The sequence below is a fragment of the Pelomonas sp. Root1217 genome (assembly GCF_001425705.1).
Taxonomy (GTDB): domain Bacteria; phylum Pseudomonadota; class Gammaproteobacteria; order Burkholderiales; family Burkholderiaceae_C; genus Pelomonas.
Map to the genome: position 1 here is coordinate 614,397 of NZ_LMDC01000001.1, position 24,847 is coordinate 639,243.

A 24,847-nucleotide genomic window follows, 5' to 3' on the forward strand; every position below is an offset into this window, starting at 1 on the left:
CCCTTGTCCTCGACCTCTGCCCACGATGCGACGCCGCCCTCCGAGGCGGCGCGCGCCATTCTTGTGGGTGTCGATTTCGGTCGCCACCGCAACGCCCAGGGTTTTGACGAGAGCCTGGATGAACTGGCCCTGCTGGCGGAATCCGCCGGTGACACGCCCGTCGCCAAGGTCATCGCCCGCCGCCCGGCACCCGACGCAGCCCTGTTCGTCGGCTCCGGCAAGGCCGACGAGATCAAGCTGCTCGTGCTGGCCCACCAGGCCCACACGGTGCTGTTCGATCAGGCCATTTCGCCGGCCCAGCAGCGCAACCTGGAGCGAGTGCTTGGCGTGCCCGTTGCCGACCGCACCGCGCTGATCCTGGAAATCTTCGCCGCCCGCGCGCAGAGCCACGAGGGCAAGCTGCAGGTCGAGCTCGCACGGTTGCAATACCTGGCCACTCGCCTGGTGCGGCGCTGGAGCCACCTGGAGCGCCAGAGCGGTGGCATCGGCATGCGCGGCGGCCCTGGCGAGGCCCAGATCGAGCTGGACCGCCGCATGATCGACGAGCGGATCAAGAAGACCAAGGAACGCCTGAAGCAGGTGCAGCGCCAGCGCGGCACCCAGCGCAAGGCGCGCTCGCGCAATGGCGTCTTCAAGGTTTCTCTTGTTGGCTACACGAACGCGGGCAAGAGCACGCTGTTCAACGCGTTGACCAAGGCGCGCGCCTATGCCGCCAACCAGCTGTTCGCAACGCTGGACACGACGACGCGCTCCCTCTACCTCGAGCAGGCGGCGGCCAGCGTCTCGCTGTCCGACACCGTGGGCTTCATCCGCGACCTGCCACACAAGCTGGTCGAGGCCTTCCGCGCCACGCTGCAGGAGGCGGCCGATGCCGACCTGCTGCTGCATGTCGTCGACGCCGCCAGCCCGGTGCTGGAAGAGCAGATGGCCGAAGTCGAGCGCGTGCTGATCGAGATTGGCGCGGCCGACGTGCCGCAGATCCTGGTCTACAACAAGCAGGACCTGCTGCCCGACGACCAGCGCCCGCGCGAGTTCGTCGACGCCGTGCTGCGCGCCAACGGCAGCACCGAGCCGACGCCGCGCGTCTTCGTCAGCTCGCTGGCCGGCAGCGGCCTGGCGGAGTTGCGCCAGTTGATTGCGACGGCCATGCAGGTACAGCCCTTGATTCCCGACGAACGGGACCCACGTTTCGACGCTGATTCGTCGGATCCCGAAACTTCTTCCTCAGACCCCTCCCAGGCATGAGCAGCACTCCTCACACCACGCCCCGCAGCACCTGGGTCCAGCGTCTGATGACGCCGGTCGCCCGTGCCGCGGGCCGGTTGCTGAACAACGGCCGCAATGACGGCCCGCCCGACCTCGACGAGCTCTGGCGCGATTTCAATCGCAAGCTGTCCGGCATGTTTGGCGGCAAGTCCGGCGGGCCATCCGGCCCCAGCGGCTCCGGCGGCTCTCCCGACATGAAGGGCGCCGGTATTGGTCTGAGCCTCATCGCCGGCGTGGTCGTCCTGGGCTGGCTGGCCAGCGGCTTCTTCATCGTGCAGGAAGGCCAGCAGGGCGTCGTCACGTCCTTTGGCAAGTACAGCAAGACGGTCGAAGCCGGTTTCCAGTGGCGCCTGCCCTATCCCTTCCAGGCGCATGAGATCCAGCCGGTCTCGCAGCTGCGCCAGGTGGAGGTCGGCCGCAGTTCCGTCGTCGCCGCTACCGGGCTGCGTGACTCGTCCATGCTGACGCAGGACGAGAACATCGTCGACATCCGCTTCACCGTGCAGTTCACCATCCGCGACCTGCGCGACTTCCTGTTCGAGAACCGTGACCCCGAGCAGGCCGTCTTGCTGGCCGCCGAGTCGGCGGTGCGCGAGATCGTCGGCAAGAGCACGATGGATTCGGTCCTCTATGAGCAGCGTGACGCCATCGCCGCCGACCTGGTCAAGTCCATCCAGGTCCAGTTGGATCGCTTGAAGGCCGGCATCCAGGTCGTCAATGTCAATGTGCAGAGCGTGCAGCCGCCCGAGCAGGTGCAGGCGGCGTTCGACGACGTGCAGAAGGCCAACGCCAACCGCGAGCAGTTGAAGAACGAGGCCCAAGCCTACGCGAACGACAAGATCCCGAGTGCGCGAGGCGATGCCGCCCGGCTGCGCGAGCAGGCCGAGGGCTACAAGGCGCGTGTCATCGCGACGGCCGAGGGCGATGCAGCGCGCTTCAAGAGCGTGCTGACCGAGTACCAGAAGGCGCCCCAGGTCACGCGGGACCGCCTCTACATCGACGCGATGCAGCAGGTCTACACCAACGTCAGCAAGGTGATGGTGGACAGCAAGAGCGGCTCCAACCTGCTCTACCTGCCGCTGGACAAGCTGCTGCAGCAAGGCAGCACCGGCACCGTGACCGTGTCGGCGCCGCAGCCGACCACCGTGCCTGAGCCGCAGACGCTGCCCAATGCCAACGACCTGCGCAGCCGTGACAACCAGCGCAGCCGCGACGGCCGCTGATCGAGGACCATCCGAATGAACCGTATTGCCGCCATCGTCGCCGGCGCCATCGTCGTCCTGATGCTGCTGTCGTCGATGCTCTTCATCGTCGACCAGCGCCAGTTCGCCGTCATCTATGCGCTCGGCGAGATCAAGGAAGTCGTCACCGAGCCGGGCCTGAAGTTCAAGCTGCCGCCGCCGCTGCAAAACGTCGTGCTGCTGGACCGCCGCGTGCAGACGCTTGATAGCACCGAGTCGCGCCCGGTCTTCACCGCGGAGAAGAAGAGCCTGGTCATCGACTGGCTCATCAAGTGGCGCGTCGCCGAGCCGCGCCAGTTCATCCGCAACAGCGGCGCTGACATGCGCAACGTCGAGAACCGCCTGGTGCCCGTCGTGCAGGCCGCATTCAACGATGAAGTGACCAAGCGCACCGTCCTCGCCGTGCTGGCCACCGAGCGCGAGAAGATCATGCAGGATGTGCGCAAGCGCCTGGCCGATGAAGCCAAGCAATTCGGCATCGAGGTCGTTGACGTGCGCATCAAGCGTGTGGACTTCGCGGCCAGCATCACCGAGTCGGTCTACCGCCGCATGGATTCCGAGCGCAAGCGCGTGGCCGCCGAGGCCAGATCCACCGGTGCCGCCGAGGGCGAGCAGATCAAGGCTGACGCCGATCGCCAGCGCGAGATCATCGTCGCCGAGGCCTTCCGTGACGCCCAGCTCATCAAGGGCGAGGGCGACGCCAAGGCCTCGGCCTTGTACGCCGAAGCCTTTGGCCGTGATCCCCAATTCGCCCAGTTCTACCGCTCGCTGGAGGCTTACCGCGCCAGCTTCACCAGGAAGAGCGACGTGATGGTGGTCGATCCCTCCAGCGACTTCTTCAAGGCCATGCGCGGCTCCGGCGCTGCGGCCGCCGCTGCACCGGCGCGCAAGTGAACGAACTCCTCACCGCGCTCGCGCTGGTGATGGTCATCGAGGGGTTGATGCCCCTGCTCAGCCCGGCGCGCTGGCGCGAGGTTTTCAGTCGCATCCTGGCGATGAGCGATGGGCAGATTCGTTTCATCGGCCTGGCCAGCATCCTGATGGGCGTGATCGGACTGTTCTGGTTGCGCTGATCTGAAGGCTGGGCCCGGGAGGCACCGGTAGAATGCCGTTTTTAACCGCCTGCCTTCGCCCATGTCCTCTGCTTGGCTGCTGCCCGAGCACATCGCCGATGTCCTGCCTTCGCAGGCGCGCCGCATCGAAGAGCTGCGTAGAGAACTGCTCGACATGGCCCGCAGCTACGGCTGCGAGCTCGTCATTCCGCCGCTGCTGGAGCATCTGGACTCGCTGCTTTCCGGCACGGGCAGTGGCTCAGATATCAAGCTCTTCAAGCTGGTTGACCAGCTTTCCGGCCGATCGCTCGGCCTGCGCGCCGATACGACGCCGCAGGTCGCGCGCATCGACGCCCACCTGCTGAACCGCCAGGGCGTCACCCGCCTGTGCTACTGCGGGCCCATCGCACACACGCGACCGGATGGCCTCAATACCAGCCGTGAGCCGCTGCAGTTCGGCGTCGAGATCTACGGTCATGCCGGCCTGGAGGCCGACCTCGAAGTGCATGAACTGGCCTTGGACGCGCTGCGCCGCGCCGGCTTGAGCGATGTGATGCTGGATCTCGGCGACGCACGCTTGCTGCAAGGCGTGCTGGACGGCATCAAGCTGGCGCCAGAGACGCTGGAAGCGCTGACGGCGGCACTGGCCGCCAAGGACCTCTCCGCACTGGCCGCGCTGAGCGCTGGCATGCCGGCCGTCACACGCGACGCTTTGCTGGCGCTGCCCAGCCTGTTTGGTGGCCGGGAAGTGCTGGCCGAGGCCGCGCGCCGCCTGCCCGACCACCCGCTCGTCAAGGCGGCCCTGGCCGACCTGGACTGGCTGGCCGGCCATCTTGCCGCCGTCCACCCCGAGGTGTCGCTGGGCTTTGACCTGGCCGACCTGCAGGGCTATGCCTACTACACCGGCATCCGCTTCGCGGCCTATGCCTCGGGCTGCTCCGACGCCGTGCTGCGTGGCGGGCGCTATGACGAGGTCGGCGCCGCCTTCGGCCGCCGCCGCCCGGCCGTCGGCTTCAGCCTGGACCTGAAGACGCTGGTGACACTCGCACCGGCCTCGCCGCTGCGCGCCGCCGTGCGTGCCCCGTGGGGCGACGATGCCTCACTGCGCCAGGCCGTGCGCGCCTTGCGCGAGCAGGGCGAGACGGTGGTCTGCATGCTGCCCGGGCATGAGCACGAGGCCGATGAATTCGACTGTGACCGCGAACTGGTTCGCGAGCACACTGACTGGGTTGTCCGGGCGCTTTGAGCGCCGGCGGCCCTTCCCAATCCAAAGCTAGCAGGCAATCAAGATGCAGAGCCAAACCGCGCGTGGACGCAATGTGGTCGTCGTCGGCACCCAGTGGGGTGACGAGGGCAAGGGCAAGGTCGTGGACTGGATGACGGATCACGCCCAGGGCGTGGTGCGCTTCCAGGGCGGCCACAACGCAGGCCACACGCTGGTCATCAAGGGCGTGAAGACGGCGCTGCAGTTGATTCCGAGCGGCATCATGCGCGACGGCGTGGCCTGCTACATCGGCAACGGCGTCGTCGTTGACCCGACCCATCTGCTGACCGAGATCGAGCGCCTGGAAGCGGCCGGCGTCGAGGTGCGTTCGCGCCTGTTCATCAGCGAGTCCTGCCCGCTGATCCTGCCCTTCCACGTGGCCGTGGACAAAGCGCGCGAACAACTGCGCGAGACCAGCGGCAGCGGCAAGATCGGCACGACCGGCAAGGGCATCGGCCCGGCCTACGAGGACAAGGTCGCACGCCGCGCGCTGCGCGCCCAGGACCTGAAGCACCCCGAGCGCTTCGCCAAGAAGCTGCGCGAGCTGCTGGAGCTGCACAACTTCGCGCTGCGTGGCTATCTGCACGGCGAAGAGCTGGCCTTCGAGCCCATCTTCGAGCAGGCGATGAAGATGGCCGAGGCCATCAAACCCATGCTGGCCGACGTCGGCTACATGATCCACAAGGCCAGCAAGGCGGGCGCCAACATCCTGTTCGAAGGCGCCCAGGGCACGCTGCTGGACATCGACCACGGCACCTATCCTTACGTGACGTCCAGCAACTGCGTGGCGGGCAACGCTGCCGCCGGTGCCGGCGTGGGGCCGCAGATGCTGCACTACATGCTGGGCATCACCAAGGCCTACACGACGCGCGTCGGCTCGGGCCCCTTCCCGACCGAGCTCGACTGGGAAGAGCCCGGCACGGTGGGCTACCACCTGTCCACCGTCGGACAGGAGCGCGGCACCGTCACCGGCCGTGCGCGCCGCTGCGGCTGGCTGGATGCCGCTGCGTTGAAGCGCTCCATCATCATCAACGGCATCACCGGCCTGTGCCTGACCAAGCTCGACGTGCTGGATGGCCTGACCGAGATCAAGATGTGCGTCGGCTATGAGCTCGACGGCCGCACGCTGGACATCCTGCCGCTGGATGCCGACGAGATCGAGGCCTGCACGCCGGTCTTCGAGACCTTCCCGGGCTGGACCGAGACGACCTTCGGCGTCACCGCCTGGGACAAGCTGCCGGCCAATGCGCGCAGCTATCTGAAGCGCGTCGAAGAGGTCATCGGCGCGCCCATCGACATGGTCTCGACCGGCCCCGACCGCGAGCACACCATCGTGCTGCGCCACCCCTATTCGTCCTGAAATCGCCTGACACTTCAAACCTATTCGACGGAGACCCCGCCATCATGCTGACCGACGACGGCAAACACCTCTACGTGTCCTGGGACGAGTACCACCTGCTGACCGAGCGCCTGGCGCTCAAGGTGCACGCTTCGGGCTGGCAGTTCGACCAGATCCTCTGCCTGGCCCGCGGCGGCATGCGACCGGGTGATGTGCTGTCGCGCGTCTTCGACAAGCCCCTGGGCATCATGTCGACCAGTTCCTACCGGGCCGAGGCCGGCACCATCCAGGGCCGGCTGGACATGGCCAAGTACATCACCATGCCCAAGGGTGAACTGGCGGGCCGCGTGCTGCTGGTGGACGATCTGGCCGACTCGGGCGTCACGCTGAAGGCCGTGGTGGAGCGCCTGCGCGGCATGCCGTCCATCACCGAGTTGCGTTCGGCGGTCATCTGGACCAAGAAGGTTTCTGCCTACACGCCGGACTACTACTGCGAGATGCTGGAGACCTCGCCATGGATCCATCAGCCGTTCGAGGAATACGACGGCATGGGGCCGGAGCTGCTGGCGAAGAAGTTTGCTGTTTGAGGCAGCGCTGGGTGAGCGGCACGATGCGAAGCTCGATTTGTGCCACCACTCGACGAAGCACCCATCGAGGGCGCATCGTCGGGGACTCGGTCACCTCCGGCGACTCCGGCGGCCGGCAATGCGCTTGCAAGCGCATTGCCTTCACCGAGGCGTCGGCCAAGCCGCAGGGCTTGGCCTCGGTCCTCGGCGGCACGCCCTTCGAGTCCTCTCCTGGGCACCAAAGCAAAAAGGCCGATGCTTTCGCATCGGCCTTTTTGCTTTGTTTGGTGCCCAGGAGAGGACTCGAACCTCCACGGAGTTACCCGCTAGTACCTGAAACTAGTGCGTCTACCAATTCCGCCACCTGGGCAAGGCGCTTGAACCTTTTGCAAGGCTTAAGCTGTCTCAGGAAAACCGAGATCGTATCATCAAAAACTTGAAGAACACAAACACATCGCCTACGGGCGACAGCGCAGGCCTGCTCGGCGAGGTCGAAGGCGTGCTGCAGGGCCACCGGGACGGGCATGGTTTCCTGATCCCCGATGATGGTTCCTCGGACATCTATCTGTCTTCGCAGGAAACCCATGCTGTCATGCATGGCGACCGCCTTCGCGTGCGGGTGATGCGCTTCGACAAGCGTGGCCGCCCCGAAGGCAAGGTGCTGGAGATCCTCGAGCGCAAGAAGCGTCCGTTGATCGGCCGCCTGCTGCTGGAATCCGGCATCTGGCTCGTTGCGCCCGAGGACCGGCGCATGGGCCAGGACATCCTGATCCCCAAGAACGGCATCGCCAATGCGACCGCAGGGCAGGTTGTCGCTGTCGAGCTGACCGAGCCGCCATCGCTGTACTCGCAACCCGTCGGTCGGGTCGTCGAAGTGCTCGGCGAAATCGACGATCCCGGCATGGAGATCGAGATCGCAGTGCGCAAGTACGACGTGCCGCATCGCTTCAGCCCCGACACGTTGACGCAGAGCGCCAAGCTGCCCGAGAAGTTGCGCGCCGCCGACCTCAAGCACCGCATCGACCTGCGCGACGTGCCCCTGGTCACCATCGATGGCGAGGACGCGCGCGACTTTGACGATGCCGTCTACTGCGAGCCCTTCAAACAGGGCCGCGGCAAGAAGGCCATCGAAGGCTGGCGCCTGCTGGTGGCCATTGCCGACGTGTCGCATTACGTGAAGCCTGGCGAACCGCTGGACGCTGACGCCTACGAGCGTGCGACTTCCGTGTACTTTCCGCGCCGCGTCATCCCGATGCTGCCGGAGAAGCTGTCCAACGGCCTTTGCTCGCTGAACCCGTATGAAGACCGGCTCAGCATGGTCTGCGACATGCTCGTGTCAAGCGACGGCACGGTCGCGGCCTACCAGTTCTACCCGGCAGTGATCTGCTCGCACGCGCGCTTCACCTACACCGAGGTCGCGGCCATCCTAGCCAACACCCACGGCCCCGAGGCTGCCAAGCGCCGTGATCTGGTGCCGCATCTGCTGCATCTGCATGAGGTCTACCGCGCGCTGCTGGCCGAGCGCCATCGTCGCGGCGCCATCGACTTCGAGACCACCGAGACGCAGATCGTCTGCGACGACAACGGCCGCATCGAGAAGATCATCCCGCGCACGCGCAATGACGCGCACCGGTTGATCGAAGAGGCGATGCTGGCGGCCAACACCTGCTCGGCCGACTTCATCCAGTCGTCCAAGCACCATTCGCTCTTCCGTGTGCACGAAGGGCCCACGCCCGAAAAGCGCCAGACGCTGCAGGCCTATCTTCGCTCGCTGGGCATCGGCATGGGGATTTCGGACGACCCGACGCCGCGTGAATTCCAGGCGATCGCCCAGGCGACCAAAGACAGGCCCGACGCCCAGCAGATCCACACGATGCTGCTGCGCTCCATGCAGCAGGCCATCTACACCGGCACGAACTCGGGCCACTTTGGCCTGGCCTATCCGGCCTACACCCACTTCACGAGCCCGATCCGGCGCTATCCCGACCTGTTGGTCCATCGGGTCATCAAATGCCTGCTGGGTAACAAGCGGTACGCGCTTGACCCAGCCAAGATGAACGTGCCGCAGGCGCCCAAGCGCCCCGGCCGGCCGCCGCCGCCCAACCCGGCCGATGCGCGCAACGAGGCCGAGCGCTGGGAAGTCGTCGGTGCGCATTGCAGTGCCAACGAGCGCCGCGCTGATGAGGCCAGCCGTGATGTCGAGGCCTGGCTGAAATGCCGCTATATGCGCGACCGCCTCGGCGAGGTGTTCGCGGGCACGGTGTCGGCTGTCACGAGCTTTGGCCTTTTCGTGCAACTGGACGAGCTCTACGTCGAAGGATTGGTGCACATCACCGAACTGGGCGGTGAGTACTACCGCTTCGACGAAGTACGCCAGGAGCTTCGCGGCGAGCGCACCGGCATCCGCTACGCGACCGGCGCGCGCGTGCAGGTGCAGGTCAGCCGTGTGGATCTGGACGGGCGCCGCATTGACTTCCGCCTCGTGCGCGATGACGACGAGGCACGCGCGTTGCGCAATGCTTCGGGTCGGCCTGCCGGCAAGTCTTCAGCCAAACCCACCGCCAGGCCGCCGGCCAAGAAGCGAGTGCCCAAAACGGCCGTCGAGACGCTCGAAGAAGTGCGACAGACCGACCGCGATGTAAGGAAGAGCCGCAAGGAAGTCATCACGTCTTTGCACCCCGTCAAGGCCGCCCAGCAGGCCGCCAAGCGGCAGGCCAGCAAGGCGTCAAAGAAGACGGCCACCAAGGCGGCGCCGCGCAAACGGCGTTGAGGGCTATCGGCGCTGCGCAGCGAGGCGTTCGATGAGATCGGCCGCGCGCAGCACGCCGCCCGCTTCGCCAGCGCGGCCGTGATGATCCACGCCGGCGCAGGCGATCTCGTGGGCGCCGGCGCTGCATTGCTGGGCCCACAGGCCGCCCAACCAGCCGGCCAATACGTCGCCGCTGCCGGCGGTGGCCAGCGCCGGGCCGCCGCTGCCGCAAATCGCCATGCGTTCGGCCGGTGAGGCGATGATGCTGCCCGAGCCCTTGAGGACGACGGTGCAGCCCAGCTGAAGGGCCAGTTCCTGCGCTGCGGCGAGACGGTCCCTCTGAACGGCGGCGGTGCTGCGGTTCAGAAGGCGGGCCGCTTCGAGAGGATGCGGTGTGAGCAGCGTGGTGCCTGCAGGTCGTGCGCGAGCGAGGGCCTGGAGGGAGGCGTCAGCGGCGATGACGTTCAGCGCATCGGCATCGATGACGACGCGTGGCAGCGTCTGCAGCAGTGAGGGCAGGCAGGGAGCCATGGCGTCGCCGGCGCCGCAGCCGACGACACCGACCGCCCCGGGCACCTCCATGAGCCGGCCGCGCATCAGCTCCGGGCGGACGGGGTCGGCCACTTCCCCGGGGCCCAGGCCGAGCAGGTCCACATAGACCCGCCCCGCACCACTGGCCAGAGCCGCGCCGGCGGCCAGCCGGGCGGCGCCCTGCATGCCAGGTGCTCCGCCCACGACCAGCACCTGGCCGTGGCTGCCTTTGTGACTGGTCGGGCTGCGATGCGGGACGGCGCCCGGGCCGAGCAGGTTGGCCGTGGGCGGCTCGTCAGGCGCAATGCCAAGGTCGTCGAACCAGATCCGTCCCGCGTGCGCGCGTCCCTCGCCGGTGAAGAGGCCGGGCTTGAGCGTCAGCAGCGTCAGCGTGTGATCGGCATGCACAGCGCGCTCTCCGGCGGGTTGGCCGGTGTCCGCGAGCAGGCCGCTGGGCAGGTCAACGGCCAAGACGGGCGCGCCGCAATGGGCCATGGCAATGATGGGTGTCAGCAGCTCGGGTGAGGGCGCGCGATTCAGGCCCAGGCCGAGCAATGCGTCGATGACAAGGGAAGGACGCTGCGGTGCGTCGTGGCTCACATGGACCGGAACGCCCACCTCGGCAAGCCGCCGAGCAGCGACATGGCCGTCGCCGCCGTTGTTGCCCGGGCCGCAGGCCACCCACACCGGGCCGGCGCCTTGGCGCAGCACCAGGGCAAGTTTGGCGACGGCCAGCCCTGCGCGTTCCATCAGGTCGGGCGAGCGAGTGAGCGCGCGCGCCTCGATGCGCCGGCTGGCGGCGACGTCGAACAGCGGCAGCGTGGAGGTTGTGGGCAGCACGGGATGCATGCCCATGAGCTTAGGCCAGTCGTTGCGGCCCGAGTGCGGCAATGTCCAGCGCGGGTGCCTGCCCGGCGATCTGCTGGGCGAGGATCTGGGCGCTGCCACAGGCCAGGCCCCAGCCGAGGCCGCCCGGCGAGATGTTGAGCCACAAGCCCACGCGGCCACTGCTGCCAAGCACGGGCAGTCCGTCTGCCGACAACGCGCGGCGGCTCTGGCCCTGTTGCACTTGCTGGTGCAGCACCGAGCCAGGGAACCAGTGTTGCAGGCCGCGGTGCAGGGCTTCGAAGTCCGGGGGCACTCGGGTTCGGACGCCGGTGACGGTCAAGCCACCGGTCACGCGTACGCGCTGGCCGGTGCGGGCAATGGCCAAGCCCAGCGTCGGGTCAATCCAGCCGGCCTTGGGGCCCAGGTCGGGGTGGGCCTCGAGCAACCGCAGCGGTGCCGTGACCGAGGTTTCGTGTTGTGCCGCCAGGGGCAGTCGCTGGCCCGACAACGTGGCGGCGTCCAGGCCGTTGCACAGCACCACAGCGTCGAAGCGTTCTTCCTGAGCGCCGTGCAGCTGCGGCAGGGTGTCGCCTGCCTCGCGCTCGGTGCCGCGGATAGGCGCTTCCAGCGGCGGTGTGTATTCGTGGCGCAGCACCAGGCCGGGGCCGTCGGTGGCGATGGCACGCACGGTGGTGTGGAAGCGAAACCCTGCGCCCAGGCGCTGGGCCTGCAGGCGCAGTTGCTGGGCGAAGAGGCGCGGATTGCCGGCGCCGCCGCGGGCGAAGGCCAGCGCTGCGGCGAGCGGGGCGTCGGCGTTCAGGCCGGGCTCGCGAAGCCGGGCCTCGCCGGCCTCGATGAGGTCGACCTGCAGACCCAAGGCCTTCCAACCCTCCAGGCGGGCCCGGGCGGTTGCGATGCGCTTGGCGTCAGTCAGCGCGACGAGAAGGCCATCGGTTGCTTCATCGTCCAGGCCCAATTCTCGGCGCAGCTCGGCGGTGCGGGCCAGCCCCAGCTGACTCAGAGCAACGAGTTGGCCTGCGGCGTCGCCTTTACTGCGCCCTGCACGCCAGCGGCGCAATCGAAAGGCCAGAGGGACCGCAGATGTGGCGTCCGCCAAGTTGGGTACAAATGGCGAGAGCAGGGCGCTGCTGGCGAAGCTGGCCTGTTCGGCGACGCTACCGCCGCGCTCGAAGACCTGCACTTGGCAGCCTAGGACTGCCAATTCGTAGGCCGTCGTCACCCCGGCCAGGCCGGCACCGACCACCGCGACGCGGCGGGTCAAGCGCACACCTGGAGGGAAGCCCCGGCGGGCAAGCTTGCGGCCGCTGCAAAGCGGCGTCGGCTGGGAAGGGCCATGGCTTGTGTATACTCTGCGGGTTTTGCCGGAGGTGCTGCGCTGTTTTGAGCGTTGCAAGACTCGGCAGAACGGTTGTGAGGGTGTTGTGGCTGAACTTCTCGGTCGCCACCGTCGCAACAAATCGCAAACCGGCCACTCAAAGGTGTTGTAGTTTGCGGCCTGGATTTCGCTTGAGAAACAAGCGTTTCCAGATGCTGCAACGCAATTCGGGCCGGATTTTAGACACAACCTTCGGAGTAAGACCCCATGTCTGTCACGATGCGCGAGATGCTGGAAGCCGGCGTCCATTTCGGCCACCAAACCCGCTTCTGGAATCCCAAGATGGCCCCGTATATCTACGGCCATCGCAACAAGATCCACATCATCAACCTCGAGAAGACGCTGCCCGCGTTCAACGATGCGATGAAGTTCGTCCGCTCGCTGGCTGCCAAGCGCGGCACGATTCTGATGATCGGCACCAAGCGCCAGGCCCGCGAAGTCGTCGCCTCGGAAGCCCAGCGCGCCGGCATGCCCTACGTCGACTCGCGTTGGCTCGGCGGCATGATGACCAACTTCAAGACGGTCAAGACCTCCCTCAAGAACCTGAAGGACATGCAGGCCCAGATTGACGCCGGCACCCAGCCTGCGATCAAGAAGGAAGCCCTGATGTTCCAGCGCGACATCGCCAAGCTCGAGAAGAACATCGGCGGCATCCAGGACATGACCGCGCTGCCGGACGCCATCTTCGTCATCGACGTCGGCTATCACAAGATTGCTGTTGCCGAAGCCAAGAAGCTCGGCATTCCCGTCATTGGCGTGGTGGACACCAACCACTCGCCCATCGGCATCGACTACGTCATCCCCGGCAACGACGACTCGGCCAAGGCCGTGGCGCTGTACGCCCGCGCCGTCGCTGACGCCGTGCTGGAAGGCAAGGCCAACGCCACGAACGAAGTGCTGGCTGCGGTTGCCCCGGCCGGCGACGAGTTCGTCGAGGTCTCCGAAGAGGCTTAAAGCCCTTCCGCCCTGCATTTGAAAGGGGCCGCGAGGCCCCTTTTGCCAACCGAAATCTGGAGAAGAGAAATGGCTGCTATCACCGCAAGCATGGTGGGCGAACTGCGTGCCCGCACCGACGCCCCGATGATGGAGTGCAAGAAGGCGCTGACCGAAGCGGAAGGCGATCTGGCCCGCGCTGAAGAGATTCTGCGCGTCAAGCTGGGCAACAAAGCCGGCAAGGCCGCCTCGCGCATCACCGCCGAAGGCATCGTCGCCTCGGCCGTGGTCGGCGGCAACGGCGCGCTGATCGAAGTCAACTGCGAAACCGACTTCGTTTCCAAGAACGACGCCTTCCTGGCCTTCGTGAACGCCCTGGCCGGCCTGGTCGCCGAAACGAACCCGGCCGACGTGGCTGCGCTGTCGGCACTGCCGCTGTCCCAGGAAGGCTTCGGCCCGACGGTGGAAGACGTGCGCAAGGGCCTGATCGGCAAGATCGGCGAGAACATGACGATCCGCCGCTTCCAGCGCTACAGCGGCTCCAAGCTGGCCTCCTACCTGCATGGCACCCGCATCGGCGTGATGGTCGAGTTCGAAGGTGACGACGTCGCCGCCAAGGACGTTGCCATGCACGTGGCCGCGATGAAGCCGGCTGCGCTGTCCAGCGCCGAAGTCTCGGCCGACCTGGTTGAGAAGGAGCGCCGCATTGCCACCGAGAAGGCTGCCGAATCCGGCAAGCCGGCCGACATCGTCGCCAAGATGGTCGAAGGCTCGGTGCAGAAGTTCCTGAAGGAAGTCAGCCTGCTCGACCAGGTCTTTGTGAAGGCTGCTGATGGCAAGCAGACCGTCGCGGCCTACCTGAAATCGGCCAACACCACGGTCAAGGGCTTCACGCTCTACGTCGTCGGCGAAGGCATCGAGAAGAAGGTCGACGACTTCGCTGCCGAAGTGGCTGCCCAGGTGGCAGCTGCAAAGGGTCAGTAAAGACGCTTGCGAAATCGTACGAAATGAAGGGGCGCCAAGTTGGCGCCCTTTAAACTTGCGGCCCACCATAGGCCCCCCAAACCTGAGGACACCATGCCCGCGTACAAGCGCATTCTGCTCAAACTCTCCGGCGAAGCCCTGATGGGAGACGACGCCTACGGCATCAATCGCGCGACCATCGTCCGCATGGTGCAGGAAATCCGCGAAGTGACGCAGATGGGCATCGAAGTCGCCGTCGTCATCGGCGGCGGCAACATCTTCCGCGGCGTGGCCGGCGGCTCGGTCGGCATGGACCGCGCAACCGCCGACTACATGGGCATGCTCGCCACGGTCATGAACTCGCTGGCGCTGGCCGACACCATGCGCCAGGAAGGCATGACCGCCCGCGTCATGTCTGCCATCGCCATCGAGCAGGTCGTCGAGCCCTATGTGCGCCCGAAGGCGCTGCAATACCTCGAAGAGGGCAAGGTCGTCGTCTTTGCTGCCGGTACCGGCAACCCTTTCTTCACGACCGACACGGCTGCGGCGCTGCGTGGCGCCGAGATCGGCGCCGAGATCGTGCTGAAGGCCACCAAGGTCGACGGTGTCTATTCGGCCGACCCCAAGAAGGACCCGACCGCCACGCGCTATGCGCGCATCAGCTTCGACGAGGTCATCGCGCGCAATCTGCAGGTCATGGACGGCGCCGCCTTTGCGCTGTGCCGCGACCAGAAGCTGCCGATCAAGGTCTTCAGCATCTTCAAGCCCGGCGCATTGCGTCGCGTGGTGCAGGGCGAGGACGAAGGCACGTTGGTGCACGTCTAATCATTCTCACGAGAGACAGATCATGAGCATTGCCGACATCAAGAAGAACGCCGAGGCCAAGATGGCCAAGTCGGTCGAATCCCTGAAGAACGACCTGCACAAGATCCGCACGGGCCGCGCCCACCCGGGCATCCTCGACCAGGTCAGCGTCGACTACTACGGCGCCATGGTGCCAATCTCGCAGGTGGCCAACGTCACGCTGCTGGACGCGCGCACCATCTCTGTCCAACCCTGGGAAAAGGGCATGGGCGCCAAGATCGAGAAGGCCATCCGCGAGAGCGACCTGGGCCTGAACCCGTCCAGCCAGGGCGACCTGATTCGCGTGCCGATGCCGCCGCTGACCGAAGAGCGCCGCCGTGATCTGACCAAGGTGGTGCGCAATGCCGGGGAAGACGCGAAGATCGCCGTGCGTAATCTGCGCCGTGACGCCAACGAGCATGCCAAGAAGATGCTCAAGGACAAGGAAATCGGCGAGGACGACGAGCGCCGCAGCCTCGATGAAGTGCAAAAGCTCACCGACCGGGTGATCTCGGAGATCGATAAGCTGATCTCGGGCAAGGAAGCCGAGATCCTGGCGGTTTGAGCGCTGTTCTGATGGCGCAAGATCGCCCGGCGCCACCGCGCCATGTGGCCATCGTCATGGATGGCAATGGCCGCTGGGCCAAGAAGCGCTTCCTGCCGCGCTTCTTCGGCCACAAGGCGGGCGTGGACAGTCTCGTCAAGATCGTCCAGGCCTGCATTGACCGCGACATCGAGTTCGTCACGGTGTTCGCCTTTTCCAGCGAGAACTGGAAGCGGCCCAGCGACGAGGTCTCGGGCCTGATGGGCCTGGTGCTGGCTGCGGTGAGCCGCTACCTGGCCAAGATGGGCGCGATGGGCGTGCGCATCCGCATCGTCGGCGACCGTGACACCGTGTCCGACAAGCTGCGCAACGCCTGGAACGAGGCCGAGACCAGCACGCTGCACAACACCAAGCTGACGCTCAACGTCGCCTTCAACTACGGCGGCCGCTGGGACATCGTGCAGGCCTGCAAGGCCGCGATCAAGGCCGGCGTAAAGCCTGACGAATTGACCGAGGCCAAGCTGTCGGAGTTCATGGCCATGAGCTATGCGCCCGACCCCGACCTCTTCATCCGCACCGGTGGCGAGGTGCGCATCAGCAACTTCCTGCTCTGGCAGGCGGCGTATACCGAATTCGTGTTCTCGGACTGCCTGTGGCCCGAGTTCGGCGAGCGGGAACTGGACGCGGCCATCGCGGCCTTCCACGAACGCGATCGCCGCTTCGGCGGCGTCAAAGAGGCGCCTGCCTCGGCCTGAGCCCGCCATGTTGAAAACCCGCGTCATCACCGCCGTCGTGCTGCTGGCCGTCCTGCTGCCGGTGCTCTTCCAGGCTTCGCCCTGGCCCTTTGCCTGGGTCACGGTCGTCATGATGGGCGCGGCCGGCTGGGAGTGGACGCGGCTCAACGGCCTGCCCGGCACCGGTGCGATCGCGGGCGGTGTGGCGCTGGCGCTGGCCTGCGTATGGACGCTGCTGCTCGGTGGCCTGAACGCGCCGCCGGCCTGGATCTGGTCGCTGGCCAGCCTCCTGTGGGTGCTGGGCGGCGCCTATGCCTTGCGCACTGGCCCGAGTGGCTGGCCGCGCATCGCGCGCGGCGCGCGGCTGGCCCTGGGCGCGGTGCTGCTGTGGGGCGCGTGGCTGGCCATCGTGCAAGCCAAGGTGCATGGCATCAACTTCATCCTGTCGGTATTCTGCCTCGTGTGGATGGCCGACATCGCCGCCTATTTCGGTGGCCGTGCCTTCGGCAAGCGCAAGCTGGCGCCCAGCATCAGCCCGGGCAAGAGCTGGGAGGGCGTCTGGAGCGGCCTGGCCGGCGTCATTCTGCTCGGCTTTGTCTGGGTGCATGTCATCGACGTGAAGCTGGCCGTGGATTCGCCCAGCCTCTACACGCTGCTGGTCCAGCGCCACGGCTGGGTATCCTTGCTGGCGCTCGTCTTCCTCGGCGCAATGAGTGTCGTCGGCGATCTGTTCGAATCCCTCGTCAAGCGCGCCACCGGCGCCAAGGACAGCAGCAACCTGCTGCCGGGCCATGGCGGGGTGCTGGACCGTATCGACGCGCTGCTTCCGGTCTTCCCTCTGGCGCTTGCCTTGATCAGCCTATGAACCGCCGCCAGCGCGTCTGCATCCTCGGCTCGACCGGCTCAATCGGCGTCAACACGCTGGACGTCATCACCCGCCATCCCGAGCGCTACGAAGTCGTCGCGCTGAGTGCGATGAGCCGAGTTGACGAACTGCTCGCCCAATGCCTGGTGTGGAAGCCGCGCTTTGCCGTCATGCCCGAGCGCGACGCTGCTGGCCGCCTGCGTGAGCGCCTGCGTGAAGCCGGCAGCCGCACCGAGGTGCTGGACGGCGCTCAGGCGTTGGCCGACATTGCCGCCCATCCCGAAGTTGACACCGTGATGGCTGCCATCGTCGGCGCCGCCGGCCTCGCGCCGGCCATCGCCGCGGCCCGCGCCGGCAAGCGCCTGCTGCTGGCCAACAAGGAGGCCATCGTCGTCGGCGGGGCCCTCTTCATGCAGGCGGTGGAAGAGGGCGGAGCCACGCTGCTGCCCATCGACAGCGAGCATTCGGCCATTTTCCAGTGCCTGCCCGAGGATCGTGCCGCCTGGCATGAGCGCATCGACCACATCGTGCTGACGGCCTCCGGCGGCCCCTTCCGCAGCCGCGACCCCGCTACGCTGGCCGACGTCACGCCGACCCAGGCCTGCGCCCATCCCAACTGGGTCATGGGCCGCAAGATCTCGGTCGACTCGGCGACGATGATGAACAAGGCGCTGGAGGTCATCGAGGCGCGCTGGCTGTTCAACCTCGCGCCGGATCAGATCAAGGTGCTGATCCACCCGCAGAGCATCATCCATTCGATGGTGGTCTGCCGGGATCAGTCGGTGCTCGCCCAGCTCGGCACGCCGGACATGCGCGTGCCCATCGCCTACGGCCTGTCCTTCCCCGAGCGCATCACCTCGGGCGCCAGCCGGCTGGACCTGTTGACGACGCCCGGCCTGAGCTTCGAAGAGGCCGACGCGGTGCGCTTCCCCGGCCTGCACCTTTCCTGGCAGGCCCTGCGCGCGCCGGAAGGCAGCACCACGGTATTGAATGCGGCCAATGAAGTGGCGGTGGATGCCTTCCTGAGCGGCCTCCTGCGCTTTGACCGCATCCACGCGATCAACTCCCAGTGTCTGGCCGATATTCAGCCGGGCGATTGCGCCAGCATCGAGGCGCTGCTGGCGCTGGACGCCCGCACCCGCGAGCACGCGAGGAGCCTGCTGTGACGATGACGCTGGGCATCCTGCTGGCACTGGCGGTGCTGATCCCCATCCACGAATGGGGCCACTATCGCGTGGCCCGGGCTTGTGGGGTCAAGGTGCTGCGTTTCTCGATCGGCTTCGGCCCTGTGCTTTGGCGTCGTATCGGCCGCGGCGGCACCGAGTTCGCGCTCAGCGCCATCCCGCTGGGTGGGTATGTGCTGATGCTGGACGAGCGCAATGCGCCCGTAGCGCCGCACGAGCGCGAGCAGGCCTTCAATCAGCGCCCGCTGCGCCAGCGCGCCGCCATCATTGCGGCCGGGCCGTTGACCAACTGGCTGCTGGCGATCGTGCTGTTCGCCGTGGTGGCCTGGGTGGGCATCGACCAGCCCAAGGCCTTGCTCGGTACCCCGACCAGCGGCTCGTTGGCGGAGCGAGCCGGTCTGCGTGCGGGTGACATCGTGCTGGCAGCCTCCGACACGGAAGGCGAGTGGCAGCCCGTCCGGTCATTGCCCGACCTGCAGGCGGCGATGCTGCGCGCCCAGGTGCTGGGCGAGAGCCTGCATCTGTCGGTCAGCGACGCTCAGGGCCGTTCGCCACGCAGCGTGCGCCTTGAGACCGAGCGCCTGGTGGGCCGCGCACCGGATGCGCAGCTGATTGCGGACATCGGCCTGACACCGTTTTCGCAGCCGGTGATCAGCCGCGTGGCCGACGGCGGCGCGGGGGCCGCGGACGGCCTGATGGCAGGTGATCGTGTGCTGGCCATCGATGGCCGTAGCGTGCCCGACGCAGCCTTCCTGCGCGATGCCATCCGCATGGCGCGCGATGGCGACACGCCGCGCACCATGCAATGGCGGATCGAGCGAGCCGGCCAGGTGCTGGAATTGGCAACGACGCCGCGCCTGGTGCAGGAGGCGGGCCAGCGCGTGGCCCGGCTGGGCATCGGTGTGGGGTCGCCGTTGGAGCGCGTCACGATCAGCTACGGGCTGGTCGACGGCCTGTGGCAGGGCGTGACGCAGAGCTGGGACATGGCGGTCACCACGGTCCGGATGCTGGGGCGCATGCTCACCGGCCAGGCCTCGTTGAAGCTGCTCAGCGGGCCGCTCACCATGGCCGAAGCGATCGGCGATGCTGCCAAGGCCGGGCCCAGCTACTACCTGGAGCGACTTGCGCAGATCTCGCTCGGCCTGGCGATATTGAACCTGCTGCCGCTGCCGATGCTCGACGGCGGGCACCTCATGTATCATCTTTTCGAGGGTTTGAGTGGCCGCCCCGTCTCCGAATGGTGGCAACGGCAACTGCAGCGCGCTGGCGCGCTGATCCTGATGCTGATGATGGCCTTGGCCCTTTCCAACGACGTCGCCCGCCTCGCGGGCTGGCACTGACACTCCCCGGTTCCCATGTCCTTTCCTTTCAGTTCGGGAGCGAAGCGTCGCCCCTTCCGCCTCGGCTTGCTGGCTTTGGCTGTCACGGGGATGTTCCAGTCGGGGCTAGCCTGGGCGGCCGATCCCTTCGTGCTGAAGGACATCCGCGTCGAAGGCCTGCAGCGGACCGACCCGGGCACCGTGTTCGCGTCGCTGCCCTTTCGCATCGGCGACACCTACAACGATGAAAAAGGTGCTGCCGCGCTGCGAGCCCTGTTCGCCACGGGCCTGTTCAAGGACGTGCGCATCAGCATCGAGGGCAATGCCGTCGTCGTCATCATCGACGAGCGCCCCATCATCGCCAACGTCAACTTCGTCGGCCTGAAGGAGTTCGACACCGAAGCGCTGACCAAGTCGCTGAAGGACGTCGGCATCGGCGAAGGCAAGCCCTTCGACAAGGCCTTGGCCGACCGTGCCGAGCAGGAGCTCAAGCGCCAGTACCTCACGCGCAGCCTCTACGGTGCCGAGGTCACGACGACGATCACGCCCATCGAGCGCAACCGCGTCAACGTCAGCTTCAACGTGACCGAGGGTGAGCCGGCCAAGATCGCCGAGATCCGGATCCTGGGTTCCAAGGTGTTTTCCGAAAGCACGTTGATGGGCCTGCTCGAGCAGACCACCACCGGCTGGCTGACCTGGTACACCAAGACCGACCGCTATTCGCGCGCCAAGCTGAACGCGGACCTGGAAACCATCCGCAGCTACTACCTGAACCGCGGCTACCTGGAGTTCGCCGTCACGTCCACGCAGGTGACGATCTCGCCGGACAAGCAGAGCATCAGCATCGCCATCACGGTCAGCGAAGGCCAGCCCTACACCGTCACAGGCGTCAAGCTCGAGGGTGACTACCTGGGCCGCGAGGAGGACTTCAAGCACCTCGTCTACCTCAAGCCCGGCCAGGCCTACCAGGGCGAAGCGGTCGCCAACACCACGCGTGCCTTCAGCGACCTGTTCGGCACCTATGGCTATGCCTTCGCCCGCGTCGACAGCCGCCCCGAAATCAACCGCGAGACCGGCCAGGTCGTCGTCACCTTCGTCGCCGAGCCGCAGCGCCGCGTCTACGTGCGCAAGGTCATCATCTCCGGCAACTCGCGCACCCGTGACGAAGTCATCCGCCGCGAGTTTCGCCAGTTCGAAGCAGCCTGGTACGACGGCCAGAAGATCAAGTCCTCGCGTGACCGCGTCGAGCGCCTGGGTTACTTCAAGGACAAGGAAGTCAGCATCGACACCCAGGAAGTGCCGGGCGCCCAGGATCAGGTCGATGTCATCCTGACCGTGGTCGAGCGCCCCACCGGCGCCATCACGGTCGGTGCGGGCTACTCCAGCCAGACCAAGCTGTCTTTCACGGGCTCGATCCGCCAGGACAACGTGTTCGGCTCGGGCAACTACCTCGGCATCGACGTTGCCACCGCCCGCACGGGCCGCCAGCTGCAGATCAGCACGGTCGACCCCTACTTCACCGTTGACGGCGTGTCGCGCTCGCTCGATGTGTTCTATCGGACCACGCGCCCGATCAACACGCTGGGCGAGGAGTACCAGTACGTCACCAAGGGCGGTGCCATCCGCTTTGGTGTTCCCTTCTCGGAAATCGACACCGTCTTTTTTGGCCTTGGCTACGAGCAGACCGACATCACGACGTCCAAGGGGTTGCCCAACAGCTATCTGCTGTTCGTCAACCAGTTCGGCCAGCGCAGCAATTCCATCCCGTTCACCATCGGCTGGCAGCGTGACAGCCGCGACAGCGTCATCTCGCCGCTCAAGGGCAAGTACCAGCGCGTCAACGTCGAGACCAGCGCCATTGGCGACGCCAAGTTCGCCCGCATCAACCTGCAGTACCAGCAGTATTTCGAGATCACGAACAAGATCACGCTGGGCATCAACAGCGAACTGGGCTGGGGCGTGGGCCTGGGCGGCAAGCCCTATCCCATCTTCAAGAATTTCTACGGTGGCGGCCTGGGCTCTGTGCGTGTCTTCGAGGCCGGCTCGCTGGGTCCGGTGGACATCACTGGTTCCTATGTCGGTGGCAACCGGCGCTTCAACACCAATGCCGAGCTCTATCTGCCGGTGCCCGGTAGCGGCAATGACAAGAGCTTCCGCATCTTCGGCTTCGTCGACCTGGGCGGTGTCTGGGGGCCGGATGCCAAGCTCAACTGGAAGACGCTGAGCAACGATACGGCGCATGATGGTAGAGACATGCTTCGTGCTTCGGGAGGTATTGGCTTGAGTTGGATCTCGCCCATGGGCCCGCTTCGCCTGAGCTACGGTAAGCCGATTCGCAAATCCGGCAAGGATAGAATCGAAAAATTCCAATTCCAGATCGGGACTGCATTCTGATGATGAGCAAGCTCTTGCAATCGGTGGCCCTGGCCGCATCGATGATGGTGGCCACCTCGGTGGTGCAAGCCCAGGAACTGAAGATCGGCTACGTGAACAGCGAGCGCGTGCTGCGTGAGGCCAACCTGGCCAAGGCAGCCCAGGTCAAGCTGGAGACCGAGTTCGGCAAGCGCGAGAAGGATCTGCGCGATCTGGAAACCAAGCTGCGCGGCGCAGCCGAGAAGCTGGAAAAGGACGCGCCCACGCTGTCCGAAGCCGAGCGCAACCGCCGCCAGCGCGACATCGTCGAGCAGGAGCGTGATTTGCAGCGCAAGCGCCGCGAGTGGCAGGAAGACCTGACCCAGCGCAAGAACGAGGAGCTGTCCGCCGTGGTCGAGAGGGCCAACCGCGTCATCAAGCAGATCTTCGACGCCGAGAAGTACGACCTGATCCTGCAGGACGCGATCCACTTCAGCGCGCGTGTCGACATCACCAAGAAGGTGATCGACGCGTTGAACGCGCAGAAGTAAGTCGCTAGCTTCATGAGCTCGACGCCCGTCGCGCTCTCCGAGTTGATCGCCGCCTTGGGCGGCGATTTGCTTGGTGGGCCCGACATCCGCATCACGCGTATCGCGCCGCTGGACGAGGCTGACGACACGAGCATCAGCTTCCTCGCCAACCCGCGTTACCAGGCCCAGCTGGCCACCACGGCGGCGGCCTGCGTCATCGTGGCGCCGGCTTTTGCCGAGGTGGCGTCAGCACGTGGCGCGGCCATCGTCACGCCCGATCCTTATCAGTACTTCGCGCGGCTCACGCAGTGGTGGGCCGCATGCACGCGCCCTTCGCCCAAGGCCGGTGTGCATGCCAGCGCCGTGGTGTCACCCGATGCGAGGCTGGGGCAGGGCGTCGAGATTGGTCCGCTGGCCGTCATCGAGGCTGGTGCCGTCATCGGCGATCACGCCCGTATCGGCGCTCACTGCGTCGTCGAGCGCGAGGCGGTCGTGGGCGCACACACACGGCTGGCGCCGCGCGTCGTGCTGGGCTATGGCTGCCGCATTGGTGCCCGCGGCCTCGTGCACAGTGGCGTGGTCATTGGCGCTGACGGTTTCGGCTTCGCGCCCAGCAAAAGCGGCTACGTGAAGATTGAGCAACTCGGCAATGTCGCCATCGGCGATGACGTCGAGATCGGTGCCAATACCTGCATCGACCGCGGTGCGCTGGCCGACACCGTCATCGAGGACGGCGTCAAGCTCGACAACCTGATCCAGATCGCCCATAACGTGCACATCGGCCGCAATACCGCGATGGCGGGCTGCGCGGCGGTCGCCGGCTCGACAAGGATCGGCGCCAACTGCACCATCGGCGGTGCGGCCAACATCATCGGCCACCTGACCATCGTCGACGGCGTGCACATCTCGGCGGCCACCACCGTCACCCGCAGCATCGGCGAGCCGGGCGTCTACAGCGGCCCCTATCCCTTCGAAGAGAATTCGAGCTGGCAGAAGAACGCGGCCACCCTGCGACAGCTCAGCACCCTGCGCGAACGCGTGCGCGCGCTGGAGAAGAAATAAATGAACGAACCGACCCAGACCTCGACCCAGACTCAGACCACCGTCCCGACGACGATGGACATCCACGAAATCCTCAAGCGCCTGCCGCACCGCTATCCCATTCTGCTGGTGGACCGCGTCGTCGAGCTGATCAAGGGCGAGCGCATCCGCGCCATCAAGAACGTCTCGATCAATGAGCCTTTCTTCCTCGGCCACTTCCCGCATCGCCCTGTCATGCCGGGCGTTTTGGTGCTGGAAGCGCTGGCCCAGGCCGCGACGCTGCTGGCCATCGAGACCGTGGGCATCGTGCTGGACGAGAAGTCGGTCGTCTACTTCGCCGGTATCGACGGCGCCCGCTTCAAGCGCCCGGTGGAGCCAGGCGACCAGCTGGTGCTGGAAGTGACGCTGGGCCGCGCCAAGGCCGGCATCTACAAGTTCAATGCCCGCGCGCTGGTGGGCGAGCAGCTGGCCGCCGAAGCCGAGCTGATGTGCACGATGCGCCGCATCGAAAGCTGATGGCGATTCACCCGACTGCCATCGTCGACCCGGCCGCCGAGTTGGACTCGTCGGTCGAGGTGGGTGCCTATTCGCTGATCGGCCCGCACGTGAAGATAGCCGCCGGCACCAAGGTCGGCCCGCATGTCGTCATCGAAGGCCACACGACCATCGGCCGCGACAACACCTTCTTCCAGTTCAGCTCCATCGGCGCGGCCAACCAGGACAAGAAGTACGCCGGCGAGCCGACGACCCTGGTCATTGGCGACCGCAACACCATCCGCGAGTTCTGCACGCTCAACATCGGCACGGTGCAGGACCGCGGCGAGACGACGATGGGCAACGACAACTGGATCATGGCCTACTGCCATCTGGCCCATGACGTCGTCATCGGCAACGAGTGCGTGCTGGCCAACAACGCGACGCTGGCCGGCCATGTGCGCCTGGGCGACCATGTCACCGTTGGCGGCCTGACCGGCATCCTGCAGCGCATGCGCATCGGCGACCACGCCATGATCGGTTTCCAGGCCCATGTGGCCCAGGACGTGCCGCCCTTCATGACCGTGGACGGCAATCCGCTTGCCGCTCGCGCAGTCAACGTTGTAGGCCTGAAGCGGCGCGACTTCAGCAGCGAGCGCATCGGCGTCATCCGCCAGATCTACAAGCTGCTCTATCGCAGCGGCCACACGCTGGATGAAGCCAAGGCTGGCATTGCGGCACTGCGCGGCACGGAAGGCGGTGCGGCGGACGGAGACATCGACAACATGCTCACCTTCCTCGCCGCCTCCACGCGCGGCATCGTGCGCTAGCCG

Annotated in this window: 23 protein-coding genes and 1 tRNA gene; 21 read left to right on the forward strand and 3 right to left on the reverse strand. The window is 66.3% G+C overall.

What is annotated here, in order from left to right; genetic code table 11:
• Positions 1–3 precede the first annotated feature (3 nt).
• The 7 genes from hflX to ASC95_RS02920 all read left to right on the forward strand — a co-directional run bounded on the left by hflX (position 4) and on the right by ASC95_RS02920 (position 6,749).
• Positions 4–1,245 (forward strand): GTPase HflX, encoded by a 1,242-nt coding sequence (gene hflX / locus ASC95_RS02890; RefSeq protein WP_057296263.1) that lies wholly within the window; start codon positions 4–6, stop codon positions 1,243–1,245.
• On the forward strand, positions 1,242–2,489 hold the full coding sequence (hflK, locus tag ASC95_RS02895) for an FtsH protease activity modulator HflK (RefSeq protein ID WP_082567437.1): 1,248 nt from the start codon (positions 1,242–1,244) through the stop codon (positions 2,487–2,489). The genes hflX and hflK overlap by 4 nt, the downstream gene beginning before the upstream one ends.
• A gap of 15 nt (positions 2,490–2,504) precedes the next feature.
• Complete coding sequence (gene hflC, locus ASC95_RS02900; protein ID WP_057296264.1) at positions 2,505–3,401, forward strand: protease modulator HflC; 897 nt, start codon at positions 2,505–2,507, stop codon at positions 3,399–3,401.
• Complete coding sequence (locus ASC95_RS02905) at positions 3,398–3,580, forward strand: DUF2065 domain-containing protein (protein WP_057296265.1); 183 nt, start codon at positions 3,398–3,400, stop codon at positions 3,578–3,580. The genes hflC and ASC95_RS02905 overlap by 4 nt, the downstream gene beginning before the upstream one ends.
• Before the next feature lie 61 nt (positions 3,581–3,641).
• Positions 3,642–4,805: an ATP phosphoribosyltransferase regulatory subunit gene (locus ASC95_RS02910; RefSeq protein ID WP_057296266.1), complete on the forward strand. Its 1,164-nt coding sequence runs from the start codon at positions 3,642–3,644 to the stop codon at positions 4,803–4,805.
• Positions 4,806–4,848: 43 nt separating this feature from the next.
• On the forward strand, positions 4,849–6,183 hold the full coding sequence (locus ASC95_RS02915) for an adenylosuccinate synthase (protein ID WP_057296267.1): 1,335 nt from the start codon (positions 4,849–4,851) through the stop codon (positions 6,181–6,183).
• A gap of 44 nt (positions 6,184–6,227) precedes the next feature.
• On the forward strand, positions 6,228–6,749 hold the full coding sequence (locus ASC95_RS02920; protein ID WP_057296268.1) for a phosphoribosyltransferase: 522 nt from the start codon (positions 6,228–6,230) through the stop codon (positions 6,747–6,749).
• A 264-nt stretch (positions 6,750–7,013) separates the two neighbouring features.
• Here ASC95_RS02920 and ASC95_RS02925 read toward each other — a convergent pair.
• Positions 7,014–7,098 (reverse strand) — tRNA-Leu (locus ASC95_RS02925).
• A gap of 54 nt (positions 7,099–7,152) precedes the next feature.
• Here ASC95_RS02925 and rnr point away from each other — a divergent pair.
• Positions 7,153–9,498 (forward strand): ribonuclease R, encoded by a 2,346-nt coding sequence (rnr, locus tag ASC95_RS02930; RefSeq protein WP_369820587.1) that lies wholly within the window; start codon positions 7,153–7,155, stop codon positions 9,496–9,498.
• Between the two features lie 3 nt (positions 9,499–9,501).
• Here rnr and ASC95_RS02935 read toward each other — a convergent pair whose 3' ends face one another.
• Positions 9,502–10,857, reverse strand: coding sequence for an NAD(P)H-hydrate dehydratase (locus tag ASC95_RS02935; RefSeq protein WP_057297020.1), 1,356 nt, complete (start codon positions 10,855–10,857; stop codon positions 9,502–9,504).
• A 10-nt stretch (positions 10,858–10,867) separates the two neighbouring features.
• Positions 10,868–12,118, reverse strand: coding sequence for an FAD-binding oxidoreductase (locus ASC95_RS02940; protein ID WP_057296270.1), 1,251 nt, complete (start codon positions 12,116–12,118; stop codon positions 10,868–10,870).
• A 321-nt stretch (positions 12,119–12,439) separates the two neighbouring features.
• Here ASC95_RS02940 and rpsB point away from each other — a divergent pair, with 321 nt between their 5' ends.
• The 13 genes from rpsB to lpxA all read left to right on the forward strand — a co-directional run bounded on the left by rpsB (position 12,440) and on the right by lpxA (position 24,844).
• The gene (gene rpsB / locus ASC95_RS02945; protein WP_057296271.1) at positions 12,440–13,186 is read left to right on the forward strand and encodes a 30S ribosomal protein S2; all 747 of its coding nucleotides are present in this window, start codon (positions 12,440–12,442) and stop codon (positions 13,184–13,186) included.
• A 69-nt stretch (positions 13,187–13,255) separates the two neighbouring features.
• Positions 13,256–14,149: a translation elongation factor Ts gene (gene tsf, locus ASC95_RS02950; RefSeq protein ID WP_057296272.1), complete on the forward strand. Its 894-nt coding sequence runs from the start codon at positions 13,256–13,258 to the stop codon at positions 14,147–14,149.
• Positions 14,150–14,242: 93 nt separating this feature from the next.
• Positions 14,243–14,953, forward strand: coding sequence for a UMP kinase (gene pyrH, locus ASC95_RS02955; RefSeq protein ID WP_057296273.1), 711 nt, complete (start codon positions 14,243–14,245; stop codon positions 14,951–14,953).
• A gap of 22 nt (positions 14,954–14,975) precedes the next feature.
• Positions 14,976–15,536 carry a ribosome recycling factor gene (frr, locus tag ASC95_RS02960; protein ID WP_057296274.1) on the forward strand — a complete coding sequence of 187 codons (561 nt, stop codon included), beginning with the start codon at positions 14,976–14,978 and terminating at the stop codon, positions 15,534–15,536.
• A gap of 11 nt (positions 15,537–15,547) precedes the next feature.
• Positions 15,548–16,270, forward strand: a complete 723-nt coding sequence (gene uppS / locus ASC95_RS02965; RefSeq protein WP_157255925.1) for a polyprenyl diphosphate synthase — start codon at positions 15,548–15,550, stop codon at positions 16,268–16,270.
• A gap of 7 nt (positions 16,271–16,277) precedes the next feature.
• Positions 16,278–17,114 carry a phosphatidate cytidylyltransferase gene (locus ASC95_RS02970; RefSeq protein ID WP_057296275.1) on the forward strand — a complete coding sequence of 279 codons (837 nt, stop codon included), beginning with the start codon at positions 16,278–16,280 and terminating at the stop codon, positions 17,112–17,114.
• Positions 17,111–18,280, forward strand: a complete 1,170-nt coding sequence (gene ispC / locus ASC95_RS02975) for a 1-deoxy-D-xylulose-5-phosphate reductoisomerase (protein ID WP_057296276.1) — start codon at positions 17,111–17,113, stop codon at positions 18,278–18,280. The genes ASC95_RS02970 and ispC overlap by 4 nt, the downstream gene beginning before the upstream one ends.
• A gap of 2 nt (positions 18,281–18,282) precedes the next feature.
• Positions 18,283–19,638 carry an RIP metalloprotease RseP gene (rseP, locus tag ASC95_RS02980; protein ID WP_157255985.1) on the forward strand — a complete coding sequence of 452 codons (1,356 nt, stop codon included), beginning with the start codon at positions 18,283–18,285 and terminating at the stop codon, positions 19,636–19,638.
• Between the two features lie 15 nt (positions 19,639–19,653).
• Complete coding sequence (gene bamA, locus ASC95_RS02985; RefSeq protein ID WP_057296278.1) at positions 19,654–22,011, forward strand: outer membrane protein assembly factor BamA; 2,358 nt, start codon at positions 19,654–19,656, stop codon at positions 22,009–22,011.
• A complete protein-coding gene (locus ASC95_RS02990; RefSeq protein ID WP_057296279.1) occupies positions 22,011–22,520 on the forward strand; it encodes an OmpH family outer membrane protein in 510 nt (169 codons plus the stop codon). The genes bamA and ASC95_RS02990 overlap by 1 nt, the downstream gene beginning before the upstream one ends.
• A gap of 12 nt (positions 22,521–22,532) precedes the next feature.
• The gene (gene lpxD / locus ASC95_RS02995) at positions 22,533–23,561 is read left to right on the forward strand and encodes a UDP-3-O-(3-hydroxymyristoyl)glucosamine N-acyltransferase (protein ID WP_057296280.1); all 1,029 of its coding nucleotides are present in this window, start codon (positions 22,533–22,535) and stop codon (positions 23,559–23,561) included.
• Positions 23,562–24,056, forward strand: coding sequence for a 3-hydroxyacyl-ACP dehydratase FabZ (gene fabZ / locus ASC95_RS03000; protein WP_235537670.1), 495 nt, complete (start codon positions 23,562–23,564; stop codon positions 24,054–24,056). It begins immediately after the preceding gene.
• Positions 24,056–24,844: an acyl-ACP--UDP-N-acetylglucosamine O-acyltransferase gene (lpxA, locus tag ASC95_RS03005; RefSeq protein WP_057296281.1), complete on the forward strand. Its 789-nt coding sequence runs from the start codon at positions 24,056–24,058 to the stop codon at positions 24,842–24,844. Before fabZ ends, lpxA begins: the two co-directional genes overlap by 1 nt.
• Positions 24,845–24,847 lie beyond the last annotated feature (3 nt).

Bases quoted from the DNA above. Each gene is read 5' to 3' on its own strand.
- ASC95_RS02920 (WP_057296268.1), top strand. From the start codon at position 6,228: ATGCTGACCGACGACGGCAAACACCTCTACGTGTCCTGGGACGAGTAC.
- ASC95_RS02910 (WP_057296266.1), top strand. From the start codon at position 3,642: ATGTCCTCTGCTTGGCTGCTGCCCGAGCACATCGCCGATGTCCTGCCT.
- hflK (WP_082567437.1), top strand. From the start codon at position 1,242: ATGAGCAGCACTCCTCACACCACGCCCCGCAGCACCTGGGTCCAGCGT.
- uppS (WP_157255925.1), top strand. From the start codon at position 15,548: ATGGCGCAAGATCGCCCGGCGCCACCGCGCCATGTGGCCATCGTCATG.
- ASC95_RS02915 (WP_057296267.1), top strand. From the start codon at position 4,849: ATGCAGAGCCAAACCGCGCGTGGACGCAATGTGGTCGTCGTCGGCACC.
- ASC95_RS02970 (WP_057296275.1), top strand. From the start codon at position 16,278: ATGTTGAAAACCCGCGTCATCACCGCCGTCGTGCTGCTGGCCGTCCTG.
- fabZ (WP_235537670.1), top strand. From the start codon at position 23,562: ATGAACGAACCGACCCAGACCTCGACCCAGACTCAGACCACCGTCCCG.
- tsf (WP_057296272.1), top strand. From the start codon at position 13,256: ATGGCTGCTATCACCGCAAGCATGGTGGGCGAACTGCGTGCCCGCACC.
- lpxA (WP_057296281.1), top strand. From the start codon at position 24,056: ATGGCGATTCACCCGACTGCCATCGTCGACCCGGCCGCCGAGTTGGAC.
- bamA (WP_057296278.1), top strand. From the start codon at position 19,654: ATGTCCTTTCCTTTCAGTTCGGGAGCGAAGCGTCGCCCCTTCCGCCTC.
- rseP (WP_157255985.1), top strand. From the start codon at position 18,283: ATGACGCTGGGCATCCTGCTGGCACTGGCGGTGCTGATCCCCATCCAC.
- rpsB (WP_057296271.1), top strand. From the start codon at position 12,440: ATGTCTGTCACGATGCGCGAGATGCTGGAAGCCGGCGTCCATTTCGGC.
- ASC95_RS02935 (WP_057297020.1), bottom strand. From the start codon at position 10,857: ATGCATCCCGTGCTGCCCACAACCTCCACGCTGCCGCTGTTCGACGTC.
- hflC (WP_057296264.1), top strand. From the start codon at position 2,505: ATGAACCGTATTGCCGCCATCGTCGCCGGCGCCATCGTCGTCCTGATG.
- frr (WP_057296274.1), top strand. From the start codon at position 14,976: ATGAGCATTGCCGACATCAAGAAGAACGCCGAGGCCAAGATGGCCAAG.
- pyrH (WP_057296273.1), top strand. From the start codon at position 14,243: ATGCCCGCGTACAAGCGCATTCTGCTCAAACTCTCCGGCGAAGCCCTG.
- lpxD (WP_057296280.1), top strand. From the start codon at position 22,533: ATGAGCTCGACGCCCGTCGCGCTCTCCGAGTTGATCGCCGCCTTGGGC.
- ispC (WP_057296276.1), top strand. From the start codon at position 17,111: ATGAACCGCCGCCAGCGCGTCTGCATCCTCGGCTCGACCGGCTCAATC.
- ASC95_RS02990 (WP_057296279.1), top strand. From the start codon at position 22,011: ATGATGAGCAAGCTCTTGCAATCGGTGGCCCTGGCCGCATCGATGATG.